This window comes from Quadrisphaera setariae (genome assembly GCF_008041935.1).
Taxonomy (GTDB): Bacteria; Actinomycetota; Actinomycetes; order Actinomycetales; family Quadrisphaeraceae; genus Quadrisphaera; species Quadrisphaera setariae.
Genome location: NZ_VKAC01000001.1, coordinates 682000 through 696287, shown reverse-complemented (window position 1 = coordinate 696287; position 14288 = coordinate 682000). Strand labels below are relative to the sequence as shown.

16 protein-coding genes and 1 pseudogene are annotated in these 14288 nt (G+C 73.7%); 14 read left to right on the top strand and 3 right to left on the bottom strand.

The window, feature by feature from the left end; genetic code table 11:
* From FMM08_RS23285 to FMM08_RS23545, 9 genes and pseudogenes are all read left to right on the top strand, one after another.
* Positions 1-628, top strand: a pseudogene (locus FMM08_RS23285) (hypothetical protein); the annotation flags it as partial.
* A gap of 189 nt (positions 629-817) precedes the next feature.
* Positions 818-2263 (top strand): PP2C family protein-serine/threonine phosphatase, encoded by a 1446-nt coding sequence (locus FMM08_RS23280; RefSeq protein ID WP_222710326.1) that lies wholly within the window; start codon positions 818-820, stop codon positions 2261-2263.
* A 382-nt stretch (positions 2264-2645) separates the two neighbouring features.
* Positions 2646-3341: a helix-turn-helix transcriptional regulator gene (locus FMM08_RS03115; RefSeq protein WP_222710325.1), complete on the top strand. Its 696-nt coding sequence runs from the start codon at positions 2646-2648 to the stop codon at positions 3339-3341.
* Positions 3342-3454: 113 nt separating this feature from the next.
* Positions 3455-3859 carry a VOC family protein gene (locus tag FMM08_RS03110; protein WP_147924792.1) on the top strand — a complete coding sequence of 135 codons (405 nt, stop codon included), beginning with the start codon at positions 3455-3457 and terminating at the stop codon, positions 3857-3859.
* Positions 3856-4137 (top strand): winged helix-turn-helix transcriptional regulator, encoded by a 282-nt coding sequence (locus FMM08_RS03105; protein ID WP_147924791.1) that lies wholly within the window; start codon positions 3856-3858, stop codon positions 4135-4137. The genes FMM08_RS03110 and FMM08_RS03105 overlap by 4 nt, the downstream gene beginning before the upstream one ends.
* A gap of 396 nt (positions 4138-4533) precedes the next feature.
* Positions 4534-5052 (top strand): hypothetical protein, encoded by a 519-nt coding sequence (locus tag FMM08_RS03100; protein ID WP_147924790.1) that lies wholly within the window; start codon positions 4534-4536, stop codon positions 5050-5052.
* A 300-nt stretch (positions 5053-5352) separates the two neighbouring features.
* Positions 5353-6339, top strand: coding sequence for a GGDEF domain-containing protein (locus tag FMM08_RS03095; RefSeq protein WP_147924789.1), 987 nt, complete (start codon positions 5353-5355; stop codon positions 6337-6339).
* A gap of 497 nt (positions 6340-6836) precedes the next feature.
* On the top strand, positions 6837-7721 hold the full coding sequence (locus tag FMM08_RS24050; protein WP_369431639.1) for a nuclear transport factor 2 family protein: 885 nt from the start codon (positions 6837-6839) through the stop codon (positions 7719-7721).
* Positions 7628-8224 (top strand): class I SAM-dependent DNA methyltransferase, encoded by a 597-nt coding sequence (locus FMM08_RS23545; protein WP_369431654.1) that lies wholly within the window; start codon positions 7628-7630, stop codon positions 8222-8224. The genes FMM08_RS24050 and FMM08_RS23545 overlap by 94 nt, the downstream gene beginning before the upstream one ends.
* A gap of 189 nt (positions 8225-8413) precedes the next feature.
* Here the strand turns inward: FMM08_RS23545 and FMM08_RS03080 are convergent, their stop codons facing one another.
* Entirely contained in the window at positions 8414-8785 is a 372-nt protein-coding gene (locus tag FMM08_RS03080) for a helix-turn-helix transcriptional regulator (protein ID WP_222710323.1), read from the bottom strand.
* A gap of 66 nt (positions 8786-8851) precedes the next feature.
* On the opposite strand from FMM08_RS03080, the gene FMM08_RS03075 reads away from it, so the two are divergent.
* The 4 genes from FMM08_RS03075 (at position 8852) to FMM08_RS03060 (ending at position 11922) form a co-directional block, all read left to right on the top strand.
* Positions 8852-9802: a serine/threonine dehydratase gene (locus tag FMM08_RS03075; RefSeq protein ID WP_147924787.1), complete on the top strand. Its 951-nt coding sequence runs from the start codon at positions 8852-8854 to the stop codon at positions 9800-9802.
* The gene (locus FMM08_RS03070; protein ID WP_187279500.1) at positions 9799-10281 is read left to right on the top strand and encodes a GNAT family N-acetyltransferase; all 483 of its coding nucleotides are present in this window, start codon (positions 9799-9801) and stop codon (positions 10279-10281) included. Before FMM08_RS03075 ends, FMM08_RS03070 begins: the two co-directional genes overlap by 4 nt.
* A gap of 33 nt (positions 10282-10314) precedes the next feature.
* Positions 10315-11127, top strand: a complete 813-nt coding sequence (locus tag FMM08_RS03065) for an SDR family NAD(P)-dependent oxidoreductase (RefSeq protein WP_147924785.1) — start codon at positions 10315-10317, stop codon at positions 11125-11127.
* Between the two features lie 69 nt (positions 11128-11196).
* A complete protein-coding gene (locus tag FMM08_RS03060; RefSeq protein ID WP_147924784.1) occupies positions 11197-11922 on the top strand; it encodes a HEAT repeat domain-containing protein in 726 nt (241 codons plus the stop codon).
* 11 nt (positions 11923-11933) lie between these two features.
* Here FMM08_RS03060 and FMM08_RS03055 read toward each other — a convergent pair whose 3' ends face one another.
* Together FMM08_RS03055 and FMM08_RS03050 are read right to left on the bottom strand one after the other, a co-directional pair.
* On the bottom strand, positions 11934-12422 hold the full coding sequence (locus FMM08_RS03055; RefSeq protein WP_187279499.1) for a YbaK/EbsC family protein: 489 nt from the start codon (positions 12420-12422) through the stop codon (positions 11934-11936).
* A 44-nt stretch (positions 12423-12466) separates the two neighbouring features.
* Entirely contained in the window at positions 12467-13135 is a 669-nt protein-coding gene (locus tag FMM08_RS03050) for a DsbA family protein (protein WP_147924783.1), read from the bottom strand.
* Between the two features lie 82 nt (positions 13136-13217).
* Between FMM08_RS03050 and FMM08_RS03045 the strand changes: the two genes are divergently transcribed.
* Complete coding sequence (locus FMM08_RS03045) at positions 13218-14273, top strand: phosphotransferase family protein (protein ID WP_147924782.1); 1056 nt, start codon at positions 13218-13220, stop codon at positions 14271-14273.
* Positions 14274-14288 lie beyond the last annotated feature (15 nt).

Sequence of the window (14288 nt, the reverse complement as noted above, 5' to 3'; positions counted from 1 at the left end):
CACCCGCGGGGACGCCAACCCCCAGCCCGACCCCTGGCGGATCGCGCTGGGCGGGGCTGACCTGGGTCGAGCGGTGCTGGTGGTGCCGTGGGCCGGCTGGGCGGTGATGGCCGGTCCCGCACCGGTGGTGCTGGTGCTGCTGGGGCTCTTCGCCGCCGGTGAGGGCCTGAGCATGCTGCGCCGACCCGCGTGCACGTGCGCCCCCGCAGATGCTGTCGCGGAGCGGGTGGTCGCCGTAGGGCCGGTGGTCCTCACAGAGCAACTGGTCGTCACAGAGCAGCCGGCCGTCACGCAGAAGCCGGCCGTCACGGAGCAGCCAGCCCTCACGGAGCAGGTGGCTGCTCTTGTGCCGGTCGACGGACCGGACCAGTCGGGCCCCGTCTCCAGCCCGGAAGGCTCGGAAGGCTCTGGACAGCTGGCGTCAGCGGCCTCTGCCCGTGATGCCGGTACAGCCGCTGCTGCGAGCGACGTCGACCCTGGTGCCGTCGTGGTCTCGGTCGTCGTGGTCGAAGACGTCGACAGCCTCACCACGACTGCTCAGGCGAGCCCGAAGCACCCGGTGGTGCCGTGGTTGCCCTCTCCTCGCCGTCCCTCCGACCAGGAGAGCCGGCGGACCTCACGGACATGACCGCGCGCACCACCACTCATCGGCCGGCGACCTGCGACCGGCGACCGACCGCCTCGTGGCGCGGGGGTCGACAGCACGCCAAGGCTCCGTGCGCTGTTCAGCGCCTGCTCGAGCGCTGCCCGGCACAGGCCCGTGCGGCGCGCCGTCCACCTGCAACGCCTCCCTCACCCGTCCCCCGTGGAGCATGCTGTGTCTGGTGACTGCGACAACGACGTCGGCCCTGCCGTGACCGTTGGCGAGGGTGAGCACGTGCTGCGTCCGGCGCCCCGCTGGGCGTGGACGGGCGCGGCCGCCTGCGCAGCGCTGGTCACCCTGGACCTGGGCTTGGGGTCGCTGTCAGCGGACCGAGCGGACTGCAACCTCGCCGGCACCATGGCACTGGCACCTGCCCTGACCGGCATCGGCGGCTCACGCCGCCACGTCATCACCATCGGCGCCTTGACGAGCGCGCTGGCGGTCCTCACCTGTTGGTTCGACGGCGTACCGCTCCTGACCGCCGTCGTGCGCTGCTCCATCCTCGCCGTGGTCACTGCGGTGATCGCCGTGGTCGCCGGAGCGCGTCAGCGCCAGCTGGCCCAGCTGCAGGACCGCCGTCAGGCCGCTCGCACGTTGCAGACGGCGATGCTCACCGAGCTACCTCAGCTCGACCACCTGCAGCTGGCTTCGCGCTACCTACCCGCCAGCAGCGGGGACCAGGTCGGCGGTGACTGGTATGACGCTCTAGTTGATACCGACGGGTCCACCGTGCTGGTCATCGGAGACGTCATCGGTCATGACATCCGCGCCGCAGCCGTCATGGGCCAGGTGCGGGCGGTGCTGCGCACCTGCGCAGCCCAGGGTGGGCAGAGTCCCGCCCAGGTGCTGACCGCCACCGAGGTGGCGCTGGAGCGCCTGGGGCTGGACGTGCTGGCCAGTGCCCTCGTGGTGCGCATCGACCACAGCCCCCTGGAGGCTGAGGGTGGGCTGGGACGCATCACCTGGTCCAGTGCTGGACACCCACCCCCGATCCTGCTCATCCCGCCACCGACCCTCCCGTCACTGACCCTTTCGACACTGGCCATCCCGGCCCCCAGATCGGCGGTCGATCGGCAGGTTCCGGCGCGTGGTGCGGGCGCTGGAGCAGGCACAGGCCACTGCCCTTGCGAGCCTGGAGGGCTACCGGGCGGTGCACGCGCCTTGGTCCTGCATGCCAGCGCAGACCGCGAACTGCACGGCACTCACGAGCGCGGGCCGGTGCTGGGCCTGACAGGGGTTGGTGACTGCGACGTGCTGCTCGGGGTGGGCACCGGAACCGAGCGGATCGACCACTCCTGCCAGATGCCGCCGGAGGCGACGCTGCTGCTGTACACCGACGGCCTGGTCGAGCGCCGCGACGCTGACCTCGACATCGGAACCCGAGCTCTGTGCCAGGTCCTGGAGGCTGAGGCCGCTCGGGAGCTGGACGCCCTCCTGGATGAGGGGCTGCGTCAGCTGGTCGGTGCTGGCCACGGCGACGACGTCGCAGTGCTAGCGGTGCGCGCCCGCCGCGTTGAGGCTCTGCATCCGGTGGCGACGGGCGCGATCCACCGCGCCGGCCCTGCGGATGCGGCAGGCACCGCCCCGGGTGCCAGGCGCGACGGCACTCGCCGCAGGTGAAGCCGGGGCAACGTCCAGGTGTCGCGGCCCCGACCCGCTGACCGGATGAGGATCCTCGATCGAGACGGCCTGCGTCGTCGCGAAGAGCGGCCCTCGAGGCTCCGAAGCGCCCGGTCACCGGTCGCTCAACGACACACGAGTTGCCAGGGCGAGAGGTGCTTACAGGAAGGTCACTGATCGGCGGTCAGTGAGCGTGCACACGATCCGGTCGATGTTCGCCGGCGAGTCTGTCTTCAGCGTGTGCAGGCGCATCCTTGTGAGCGGGACGAGCGTGCACCGTCGCCCGTCGATCAGGACTCTCCGCGTCGCTCTTCCGGCGACGCACGCCAGCGCCGCGGTCGTTTCGACCAGGGGATCTCTTCTCGCAACGCCTCATGACGAGGTGGGCCTCACCTTCCGGGGGCCCTGTCGCCCCAGCCTGTGGCACAAGGCCCTGGAGGGTTCGGCAGTCTCGCTGTCAGAGGCGGACCTGGCCTCCGACGACGTCCTGATCGGTGGGTGGATCCGCACCGATCCCGCCGGGCTGGAGCTCTTCCGCGCCGCCCTGCCGGGAGTGGTGCACGTGCGGGCGGCCACTCCCGCCGGCACCCGTCTGCAGGCCCTGGTCGCTCAGGTCTTCGCCGAGGCCAGCGCCGCCCACCTGGGTTCAGCCTTCGCCCTGCGACAGCTCGGGCAGCTGGTCCTGCTGGAGGTGCTGCGCGCCTTCCTGGAGCAGGAGCAGCCACCCGCGGGGTGGTTGAGGCTGCTGGGCGACGCTGCTCTGGCTCCCGCCGTCCGCCTGATCCACGACCAGCCCGGCCGCAGCTGGAGACTGGCTGAGCTCGCGGGTGCTGCCGGCATGTCCCGCACCAGCTTCGCCGAACGCTTCCGCGCCGTCGCCGGTGTCCCACCGGTCACCTGCCAGGGGAGGTGGCGGATGGTCCTGGCGCAGCGCGCCCTGCGCGACACCGACACGCGCGTCGCAGAACTGGCGAGCGACCTCGGGTACGGCTCCGAGAGCGCCTTCAGCACCGCCTTCAAGCGGCAGGTCGGCCTCTCCCCGCTGCACCACCGCCGACGGGTCGCCGCGCTCGGGTAGCGCCGCGAGGCGCTGCCCCCGCGCTCCTCGATCCGCAGGGGCGCGCTCGCTGCGCGCGACGCCTCTGCGACGACCCTTGACCGCCCACTTCTGTTTTGGAAGTATCCTGCGGCATGAGCCTGTTCATCACCTGCCCCGTCGCCGACGTCCAACGCGCCACCGCCTTCTACACCGCCCTGGGCTGGACCCTCAACCCGGAGATGTCTGACCACAACGTCTCCTGCTTCGCCATCGCCCCCGAGCAGTACGTCATGCTCGGCAGCCGCGCGATGTACGCCAGCGTCGGCGGCACGGAAGACCTCATCGGCGGCCCCGAGACGCCCTCCAAGGTCACCGTCTCCTTCGACCTGCCCAGCCGCGAGGCGGTCGACGAGCTCGTGCAGCGGGCCCGCGCTGCCGGAGGCCGCATCGGTGACACCGACGACTACGCCTTCATGTACCAGCGCCAGTTCGACGACCCCAACGGCTACCACTACTCACCGTTCTGGATGAAGCCGGACACCGACGCCACCGCGTGAGCGACCTCGCCTCAGCCCTGGAGGTCCTCGGCCCCCGGTGGGCGCTGCTCGTCGTGGAACAGCTGCTCGACGGGCCGCAGCGGTACGGCGATCTGCAGCGCGCCCTGGGGGCAGGCACCAACATGCTCGCGACGCGTCTGCGGGAGCTCGAAGAAGCCGGCGTCGTGGTCCGGCTGCCACTGCACCACAACACCCGGGCCTACGCGCTGACCGAACGCGGCATGGCGTTGCGCGAGGCCATCGACGCGCTCAGACGCTGGGCAGCGGGAGGCGCTTGAGGGCGCGAGTCCCACCGCCCGCAGGGGCCGCAGGTGCCTGTGACTGCCGCAACTGCCGGGTCACGAGGAGTGAGTCTCGCGAGTCACCGGTGGCGTGCACCTCAGACGCGATGTACGGCGGCACGCTCCCGCACGACGATCTGCAGCGGCACGCTGACCGGTAGGCGATCCGGCACCTGCGCATCGCACCTCCGGCGGGTCGGTGCTGCTCTCGCGCGGTCGAACATCTACTACTAGCGTCGTCGTCGTCGCGTGGAAGGCCCCGCCAACGACCCTGGGTGCGCACAGCACCGGTTGACGGCGCGTGAGACTTCCCCGGCTCTCGTCTCGATCGCTGCACTACCCGCGTCCGCGGGACGCACCCAGCTGCAGAACGAGACTGAAGAGGTTCCACCCATGGCCTACGACCGCAACGACACCGCAGCCACCCGGTCCTCGGACGCAGGCGCCAGTCGCCTGACGCGCCGCGCCAAGAGCACCGGGCTGGCGACCACCGCGCTCGGCGTCGTCATCTTCAACGTCAGCCCCTTCCTGCAGTGGGTGGACCGCGACGGCGCTTCCGAGGGGCGCACCGGCTACGAGACGGACTCCCTGGTCCCCTTCATCGCCTACCTGGGCATCGGCCTGGTGCTGGCGATGGCCTACGCCGCGAAGCGGGCGCGCCGCGGTCAGCACCGCGGACTGACGCTCACGTCGATGGCCGTGGGCATCGCAGCGACCCTGCAGACGATCGCCTTCGCGCTCAACCCCATGGGCGGTCTGGAGCGCGGTGACGACCTCGTGGCGCAGATCGGTGTCTACGTGGGCATCCTCGGAGCGGCTGTGTGGGCCATCGGCTCCGGGCTCCTCGCCCGAGACGTCGAGGGCGATGACGGCGACCACGTCGGCTCGCACACCGACGGCGCCTCGCGCTGAGGCCGCCGCGCTGCCGTCGCTGATGGCTCAGCCCTTCTCGACGGAGCGATCTCCGCACTGATGGCACCTTCGCAGTGGTGGCCGGTGGCCGGTGGAGCACTCCACCGGCCACCACCGCCTCCCGCTGGTACGACCGTCTGGGACCCCTCGGGGCCCTTCCGGCGGTGGTCGGAGTGAGCTCCTCGCCCGCCTCACGCCGCACGCCCATGGCGCACCCGACCGGCGGGTCCGCGAGGCACTGCCCACAACTCCTCAGGCAGGCGACGATGAAGCCGAAGGTAGACAGGAAAGGGGGGGTCAGTGCGCGCACCAGGACAGTCGCACGTCGCTGTGCTCGCGCTGGTGTACGCCATCAGCGGCCTCCTCCTGCTGGTCTCCGCCGCCATGCCGCTGAGTCCTCACTCACCGCTGGTGGTGATCCGCACGCTCGGTGCCTCAGGTGTCGCCGGCGCGGTAGTGGTCCAGCTCCTGGGCCGACGCTGGCCAGCGGCCACCGTCCACGTCGCGTTCGCGGTGTTCTCGACGTTCGTGATGGTCGCGGCCGCCGTGTCGGTGACTGCAGTGGGAGTGGTCGGCCTGGGGCCGGCGGTCATCGCCGCCTGCCTGTACGCCGCCCACGCCTTCTCGGTCCGAGCCGGAAGGGCCCACGTGCTGTTCCTGCTGTGCGCAGCCACGGCCGGCGCACTGCTCAGCGCCGCAGGGACGCCCTTCGTCCCCTGGCTGGTGGTTCCAGTGACAGCGGCAGCCGTCTTCGAGGTGCACGGCCTCTTCGTCCGCCGGCTGCAGGCAGCCGCCGACCTGGACCCGCTCACGGGGGTCGCCAACCGTCGCCACTGGCAGGAGGTGGCAGCTCGCGACCTGGTCAGGGCTGAGCGCGCTGGGCAGCAGCTCAGCGTCGTCGTCATCGACCTGGACGGCTTCGAAGCGATCAACGACGCCCACGGTCACGCCGCGGGAGACCAGCTGCTGAGGGAACTGGCGCAGTGCTGGCAGCAGGGTCTGCGCGTCGGGGACCTGCTGGGGCGCCACGGCGGCGACGAGTTCGTGCTCAGCCTTCCAGGTGCCGGCCCCTCGGAGGCTGCGGCGCTGGTCGCGCGCCTGCGGTCCAGCCACCCGATGACCTGGTCGGCAGGGACGGCCACCTCAGGTGGCGGACACGACGTGACATCCCTGCTGGCCAGAGCCGATGCCGATCTCTACGCGCACAAGCGAGCCAGGCCGTCCGAGGGCCCGAGTGAGCCGCGTGCATCCCGTGCCCCGGCTGACAGGCCCGCTGCACGGTCGTGAGCGGCACCGGCAAGAGGTCGCTGCATCCGCCGGCGAGCGCGACGCATCAGCGCTCGCTCCTCGGAGCGCGGGCAGCCAGGCGGGAACGAGGCAGCGGACGACGACAGTCGCTGTGCCGATCTGGTCGGCAGCTCGTCGACGGCAGGCTCACGGGGAGGAGCCGACCGGTCAGTCGAGGCTGACTCCCGCCGTGCCGTGGAACCGCTGCTCGTGCAGTGCGGCCTGCTGGGGCGCGCCGATGCGGTGTGGCGGTCAGGTTCCGTCGGGCTGCGCCTGGAGCCAGTGGTCGTCACGGACGCCTGGACCTGGCACGCCAGCACCCCAGCACCCCAGGAGAGGGCGCCGACATCGGCGCCGGCCCCCTGGTCATCGTGGGGGCGGGCGTCGCCGTCCTCGGGCTGGTCATCGTCCTGACCACCCGCACCAGGGGGCGCACGACCAACCACTGAGCCCGGTTCTCCATCGACGTCCAGTCGTCGACCGTCCACCGGGGGCGTGTGCCGCTGCGGGGTCGTCGACCGGCACGGGTGAGGCCCTCGCAGCCGTCGCCAGCGCCACTCGTGCTCCCCTGCTCCACAACGGGTGGTCCACTGCGGCGCCCCGGTGGAGTGGTGACGGCCTGCGGTCTTCCGGTGGTGACGCTGCAAGAGCTGGCTGACCGCCTCGAGCGGGTCGAGACCGAGCTCGCCGTGCACCGCTCGGCCGCGGACCACTGCATCGGCGCAGCCCAGGAGGACCTCGCGCGCTTCGCCTCCACCTGGACGGCGGACGCCCTGTGGGACGCGCCCGGCGACGACCCGGACGACGACGAGCACCGGTTCCGCGGCCTGGACGCCATCACCGCCGCGGTGAAGGGTCAGCGGGACGCGTCGCCGCGCGTGCAGCACGCGACCGCCGACCACACCGTCGAGCGCGACTCGCGTGACCCTGACGCGGCGACGGGGCGGCGCGACGTCGTGGTCACCGTCCAGCTGCCGAACGGACGGTGGGTGCTTGGTGGTGGGGTCTACGAGGACCGCTGCGAGCGCGCCGCCGGGGTGTGGCGGATCGCGGATCGGTGCGGACCGTGCGGCGTTCCTCCGACCTGCAGCCCTTTCCGGTCAGCCACGGCACCGCCCGCGTCGGAGTCGCTGAGCCGGCACCCGCCGGGCGGGCGCGCTGACCACCACCGTGCGGGAGCGCGCCTGACACGAGATCAGCCTCCAGGACGACGCCTGTCGCGGCGGGCAGGCAGCGAGGTCAGGCTTGCCCCATGCCGTCATCAGCGGAGTCCCACGAGGCGACGAGCCTGCCCTCCAGCTACTTCGAGGACCTGTACGAGAGCCGCCAGGACCCGTGGGGCTTCACCGACCGCTGGTACGAGCAGCGCAAGCGCGCCCTGACCCTGGCTGCCCTGCCAGCACGTCGCTACCGACGGGCGTTCGAGCCCGGGTGCTCGCTCGGGGTGTTCACCGGCGAGCTGGCCGAGCGCTGCGACGTGCTGATCTCCACCGACGTCTCCCAGACCGCGCTGCGCAGAGCCGCCGGCAGGGTTCCGAGCAACGTGGAGCTGCGCAGGTGGGGCTTGGGCGAGCCGTGGCCAGAGGAGACCTTCGACCTGGTCGTCCTGTCAGAGGTCGGCTACTACCTCAGCACCGCCGACCTGCCCGACGTGGTGGGTGCGGCGGTGGCGTCCTTGGAAGAGGGCGGCACGCTGGTGGCCGCTCACTGGCGCCACGAGGTCGCGGACTACCCCCAGGACGGGGATGCCGTGCACGCGACGATCCAGGCCGCTCCCGAGCTGCAGCGTCTGGGCGGATGGCGTGATGAGGACGTCGTGATCGAGGTGTGGGAGAAGTGCGCGCACTCCGTCGCCTCCCTCGCCCGCCGGGAGGGCCTGGTCTGAGGCCGCTGGGCCACGGCGTGCAGCAGCTCGTGCTCCCCCGCACGACTGGACGCCCGATCGGCGCCCCAGCAGCGACACGCTCCCGGACGGGGATCCCGTGCGGAACACGATCGCCGCCCAGGTCCTCCTGCGTGCCGGTCAGCGGTCCCCGGGTGAGACGACCCACGAGGCCCTCCACGCCGGCGCTGCTCAGGTGCGCAGGGTCCGGCTCGGCAGGACGCCGTGCTCGTGGCGGTACGCGGTCGCGAACCGGTCCTGTGAGGCGAAGCCCCACCGGTGGGCGATCGCCGCGCCCGTGTCCCCCGCGCTGGCGTCCGCGGCCACCAGCTCCCGGTGGGCTCCCGCCAGACGCACCCGACGCAGGTAGGTCATCGGCGTGGTGTCCAGGTGGCGGTGGAAGGCCAGCTGGAGCGCCCGCGGACCCACACCAGCCGCCCGGGCCACGTCGCTGGCCGTGATCGGCAGCGAGGTGTGGGCTTCGATGAAGGCCACCGCCGGCGCACCACCGCCGGCGCCACCCGACGTCGGGGCATCAGCGCTGCTGGTGGAGAGGGTGCGCACCTTCCTCGCCGCTCCCTGACGGCGACCGGTCGGCGGCGGCGCCCGGCCGTCGACGACGATGGCCGGGTGCCCCTCTCCCCCGCCGACGTCGAGGCGGCAGCCGTCCGCACCGCCGGGCTGGTCCGCCCCGTCGTCGTCCTGCCCACCGACTCCCCGCGGCACTGGTCCGCCGCGGAGTTCCTCCAGCACACCGGCACGTTCAAGGCCCGCGGAGCGGTGAACCTGCTCGCCGCCCACCGGGAGGCCGGGTCGCTCCCGCCCACCGGCGTGGCCATCGCCTCCGGCGGCAACGCGGGCCTGGCCTGCGCGTGGGCGGCGGCGCGCCTCGACGTCCCCGCCACGGTGTTCGTGCCCGGTACTGCTCCCGCGGTGAAGGTGGCCGGGCTGCACCGCCTCGGCGCCCGCGTGGTCCAGGTGGGCACCGAGTACGCGCACGCCGCCGAGGCCGCGGCCGAGCACGTCGCCGCCACCGGCGCACTGGCCTCGCACGCCTACGACGACCCGCTGGTCGCCGCCGGTGCCGGCACGCTGATGCGGGAGGTCCTCACGTGCACGCCGGGAGGCGTCGACACCGTGGTCGTCGCCGTCGGTGGCGGTGGCCTGCTCGCGGGCCTGGCGACGGTCGCCGCCCAGCACGGGGTCCGGGTCATCGCCGTGGAGCCCGAGGGCAGCTGCGCGTTCTCCGCGGCGCTGGCCGCGGGTGGGCCCGTCGACGTGGCCGTGAGCTCGGTGGCCGCGGACTCCCTCGGCGCCCGCCGCGTCACGCAGCTGGCGCTCGACGCCGCAGCGAGCGCCGACGTCGTCCCCGTCCTCGTCAGCGACGCCGCGATCGTCGCGGCACGGCGCCGGCTGTGGCAGGAGCACCGCCTGGCCGTGGAGCACGCAGCGGCCACGGCGCAGGCCGCGCTGGACGAGGGGCTCTACAGCCCCGGCGACGACGAGCGCGTGGTCACGGTGCTGTGCGGCGCCAACACCGACCCCTCCGACCTCGCCCCCGGCCCGGCGACCTCCCGGTGACACCTGAGCAGGACGACGACGGCGAGCTCGACGTCCGCCCGCTCCAGCCCGACGACGTCGACTTCCTCCGCGGCCTGGCCCGTGACCCGCGCGTCGTCCGGTACGTCGGAGACGGACGGCCTTGGAGCGAGCCGCAGCTGCAGGAGCGCGTCCGCGAGGCCCTCCCGTGCAGCGCGGTGCGGTGGTTCGTCCCTCGTGACCGAGCGGGCAATCGCGTCGGGCTGCTGTCGCTGCGGCAGCGAGCCCCCGGGCGGGTCGAGGTCGGCTACTGGGTGGCGCCGGACCACTGGGGCCGCGGGCACGCCGGGCGCCTGCTGCGCCGCGGTGTGGAGGTCTGCCGTGGCGAGGGCGTGACCACGGTGGTCGCGCGGGTGCTGCCCGGCAACGCGGCGTCGCACCGGGTGCTGCTGCGAGGCGGATTCGTGGAGGCCGAGCACCAGGACGACCCAGAGCTGGTGCTGTACGAGCACCAGCTCTGAACCGCGGCCCCGTCGCGCGCGGATGATGACCCCATGACCACCGCGATCGTCACCGGCACCTCCAGCGGCATCGGCCTCCACACGGCGGTGCAGCTCGCCGAGGCCGGCCTCCGCGTCATCGCCACCGTGCGCGACACCTCCCGCGCCGACGCGCTGCGCGCTGCCGCAGACGCCGCCGGGGTGACCCTGGACGTCAGGGCCCTCGACGTCACCGACGCGGCCGGCGCCGCGGCGTACGTGGAGGCCGCCGGTCCTGTCGACGTGCTGGTCAACAACGCGGGCCGCGGCGCGGTCGGCACGCTGGAGCAGCTCAGCGACGCTGACCTGCAGGCCCAGCTGGAGACCAACTACCTCTCCGTCGCCCGGCTGACCCGCCTCGTGCTGCCGGGCATGCGGACGCGCGGGCGGGGCCGGGTCGTGACGGTGACCAGCGTGGGCGGCGTGGTCGGCCAGCCGTTCGCTGACGCGTACTGCGCGGCGAAGTTCGCGGTCGAGGGGCTCATGCAGTCCCTCGCGCCGGTGGTCGCGCCCTTCGGCGTGCAGGTGAGCGTCGTCGAGCCGGCCGCGGTCGCGTCGTCCTTCGTCGAGTCGGTCGACCACAGCGACGCCGGGCCGTACGAGGAGCAGCTGCAGGCCTACCTGGCGCGCACGCGCTCGTCCTTCGCCGCCGCGCAGGCCCCGGAGGACGCGGCGCGCACCGTCGTCGAGGCCGCCACCACGGACGCCCCGCGGTTCCGCTGGCAGACCTCCGAGACCGCCGTCCGGTTCGCCGGCCTGTCGCTGGCGGACCTCGACGGGTCCCGCGTGCTGGGCGCCACGTCCGCCTGGGTCCAGCCGCAGACCTGACGGCGCGCCGCGGGGAGGCGTCGCACGACACCCGGCCACGGGTTTCACTGGGTCCGTGAGGTGGTCGGCATGACGACGGCGGACAGCGCGGGGAGCCGCGGGGCGGTGGCCGCGCTCGAGGCGCAGCAGGTGCAGGTGAGGCTGCGGGCGGCGATGGCCCTCGGCACGTGGCCGGACCCGGAGCACCTGGACGCGGTGGTGCGGCGGTGCGCGGTGGAGCCGGACCCGTTCGTGCGCGACGCGCTGACGTGGGTGCTGACGCGCCTGCCAGCGGACCTCGTGCTCGCCCGGCTGCGCCCGGAGCTGGAGCGCCCGGAGCCGCAGGCGCGCGCCCAGGCGGTGCACACGCTGTCCAAGGTCGGCGACCGGACGGTGCGGTCCTGGATCACTCCGCAGCTCATCGCCGACCCTGATGACACCGTCGCCCGCACCGCGTGGCGGGCTGCGGTGAAGTTGACCCCGCTGCCCGCCGAGCCCGACGAGGACGACGGCGGTGTCGCGGCGCCGGCCGACCCGGAGGCGGAGGCCGCCGCAGCGGAAGAGCGCGCTGAGCTCGCCGAGCTCCTCGGCCAGCAGCTGGGCAGGGGTGACCGCGAGGTGCGGCGCGCCCTCAGCCGGTCTCTGGTCCAGCTGGGTCCGGCCGCCACCGCCGTCCTGCGGCGCGCCGCCGCCTCACCCCGCCCGGAGGTCGCCGAGCACGCCAGGACGGCGCTGCTGGTGGCGCACGACCCGCAGGCGGCGTTCGCCTTCGACGTCCAGACCGCCGAGCGCGCCGAGGGGTCGGGCGGCGGCTGACCAGCCGTCGATCAGCCAGCCGCCACCCGGCAGGGGGTGCCGCCGGTGACGGCCAGCAGCTGCTCGTGGGTGAGCGGGACGACGGTGTGCGGCGTCCCACCGGCCGCCCACAGCAGCGGGTGGTCGGCGAGGGCCTCGTCGACGAGGGTCCGCAGCGGCGCCGGGTGGCCCACCGGGGCGACGCCGCCGATGGCCTGGCCGGTGGCGTCGCGGACCTCGGCGGGCTTCGCCATCGGCAGCTCGGTGGCTCCGACCGCCGCGGCCACCACGGCGAGGTCGAGGCGGTGGCTGCCGCTGGTCATGACGAGCAGCGGCTCGCCGTCGGCGACGAGCACGAGGCTGTTGGCGATGGCACCGACCTCGCACCCCAGCGCCGCGGCCGCCTGGGCGGCGGTGCGGGCGGAGTCGTCGAGGACGCGGACGGCGGCGTCGACACCTGCCGCCGCGAGCGCCTCCTGCACGGCGAGGCTGCGGGCCGGGAGGGCAGCGGTCTGGCTCACGCGCAGGATCGTCTCGCACGTGCGCGGTCGAGGGGGAACGGGAGTCAGCCGCGCAGCGCCTCGACGGCCTGACGCAGGTGCTCCGCTCCCGCGACGGGGCTGCCGATCTTCACGAGTCCACGGTCGGTGCGGGCCAGCAGGGTGGGGTAGCTGTCCACGCCGAGGGCGCGCGCCCGCTGGCGCTCGGCAGCAGCCGCGGTGGCGGTGGCCGGGTCCTCGAAGGCCGCGACGAGCGCGTCGGCGTCCAGACCCTCGCGCTCGGCGATGACGCGGTAGGTCTGCGGCGACGACAGGCTGAGGCCGTCCTCGTAGAACGCGCGCTGCAGCGCCCCGGCGAGCTCCACCTGGCGGCGCTGCGGTGCGACTGCCTTGAGCGCGACGAGGCCGCGGCTCGCGTCGTCGGAGTCCATGCGCAGCGTGCCGTCGGCCACCGCGCGCTGGTAGCCCGGGCCGAAGTGCGCGCCGGTGAGGGCCGAGATGCGGGCGTTGGCCTCGGGGATGTACGGGTGGTCGGCCAGGGCGCTGACGCGGGCGCCGCTGAACAGGCCGCCGCTGATCACCTCGACGCTGACGTCGTCGGACTGCGCCAGCTCGCGGACGGAGGGGCCGAAGCCGTAGCACCAGCCGCAGTAGGCGTCGAAGACGTACGTCAGCGCCAGCGGCGCCGGAGAGGCCGGGGCAGCGGTCGTCGTCGTGCTGGTGGTCTCGCTCATGGGGTCCTCCTCGGCGGGGCGTGCAGTCGCCACCCACAAGATAGTTGAAGTCTGAAGTATTCCGCTGCGGCATGCTGGTGGCGTGGCCGAAGACCCCGTCGACGGCGTCGAGCGCGCGACCTTCGGCGCGGTGCCCGTCGCCGAGGTCGACGACTGGCTGCGCCGGCACGTCCGCGCCCGTCTCGGCACGGACCTCGACGAAGTGGTCCTGCGCTCCGGCCGCGTCAGCGCCGTGTTCGCGCTGCGGCTGGCGGGCGGGGACCGCGTCGTCGTCAAGGTCCACCGGGGTCGGCTGGACGAGGGGCGGACCGCGTCGCTGGCGGCGGCCGTCGAGGCCCAGCGGCTCCTCGCGGGCGCCGGCTACCCGTGCCCGGAGCCGCTGGACGGGCCGGCGGCCACCGACGGCCTGACCGCTGTGGTGGACACCTGGCTCGACGACGGCGTCGCCGGGAACGCCCACCGCCCGCCCGTGCGCCGCGCGCTCGCCCGCAGCCTCGCCGAGCAGGTCCAGCTGCTGCGCGCCCTGCCCGCGCACCACCGCGACGCGCTGCGGCACCCGCCGGCCTGGGCCGTCCACCAGCACGGGCCGTGGCCGACCCCGCACGACCCGGTCTTCGACTTCACCACCACGCCGCGCGAGCACGCCTGGATCGACCAGGTCGCCGCACGCGCCTCGGCCGTCATCAACCGGCGCGACGTCCCACCCGCTGAGCGCGTGGTCGGCCACAGCGACTGGTACTGCGGCAACGTCCGCTTCTCCCCCACCGCTCAGGACGACGACGGCGAGCACGGCGGGGTCCGTGTGACCAGCGCGTGGGACTGGGACAGCGTGGTGGTCGAGTCCGAGGCGGTCATCGCGGGCATGGCCGCCGCGTCCTTCACCGACAGCAGCACGAGCGGGGCGCAGTCACCGACGCCCGAGGAGGCCGGGGCCTTCCTCGCCGACCTCGACGCCGCCCGCCAACGCCCGTTCACCGGCGAGGAGCAGGTCACCGCCGCCGCGGTGGTCGCGTGGACGCTCGCCTACAACGCCCGGTGCCTGGTGGACGTCGCCGCGATGGGCCTCACCGTACCGGCGGGATCGACGCTCGACGCCCTGGCCGAGCACGGTGACGCCTACCTCGCCCTGCGCTGGTGACCAGCTGGCCGCCAG

Coding starts and splice junctions, on each gene's coding strand:
- FMM08_RS03110 (WP_147924792.1), top strand. CDS start 3,455: ATGAGCCTGTTCATCACCTGCCCCGTCGCCGACGTCCAACGCGCCACC.
- FMM08_RS03050 (WP_147924783.1), bottom strand. CDS start 13,135: ATGAGCGAGACCACCAGCACGACGACGACCGCTGCCCCGGCCTCTCCG.
- FMM08_RS03060 (WP_147924784.1), top strand. CDS start 11,197: ATGACGACGGCGGACAGCGCGGGGAGCCGCGGGGCGGTGGCCGCGCTC.
- FMM08_RS03065 (WP_147924785.1), top strand. CDS start 10,315: ATGACCACCGCGATCGTCACCGGCACCTCCAGCGGCATCGGCCTCCAC.
- FMM08_RS03100 (WP_147924790.1), top strand. CDS start 4,534: ATGGCCTACGACCGCAACGACACCGCAGCCACCCGGTCCTCGGACGCA.